The 231-nt window shown below is 69.7% G+C and carries 1 protein-coding gene; it reads left to right on the top strand.

Going from position 1 to position 231, the window contains the following annotated elements:
• Window positions 1-210, top strand: a 210-nt coding sequence (locus EN852_RS40140; protein ID WP_210238343.1) for a hypothetical protein, incomplete at its 5' end; no start/stop codon positions are given.
• Between the last annotated feature and the right edge of the window lie 21 nt (window positions 211-231).

The following is a 231-nucleotide window of genomic DNA, read 5'->3' as shown; positions in this document are numbered from 1 at the left end:
CTGTTGCACACCCATGGCGTGCTGCGGCTGGTGAAAGCGCAGATCAACGGCATGATGCCCGGCGTGTACTTCGGGCTGCTGTTGCCGCTGCTGGCCGTCGCACTGCTGGTGGCGCTGGAGATCTGGGCCGCGCAGCGGTTCGGGTGGACGCGGCAGGGGGTAGTGCCGGCCGCTGGCCGGCAATTGCAGGTTCCCGCCGAGGGTTCATGAGGTTGCCGGCCAGCGGCCGGC

Source organism: Mesorhizobium sp. M2E.F.Ca.ET.209.01.1.1 (assembly GCF_004010375.2).
GTDB lineage: Bacteria > Pseudomonadota > Alphaproteobacteria > Rhizobiales > Rhizobiaceae > Mesorhizobium.
Note: the sequence above shows the minus strand (reverse complement) of the source record. Positions and strands in the feature narration are given on the sequence as shown.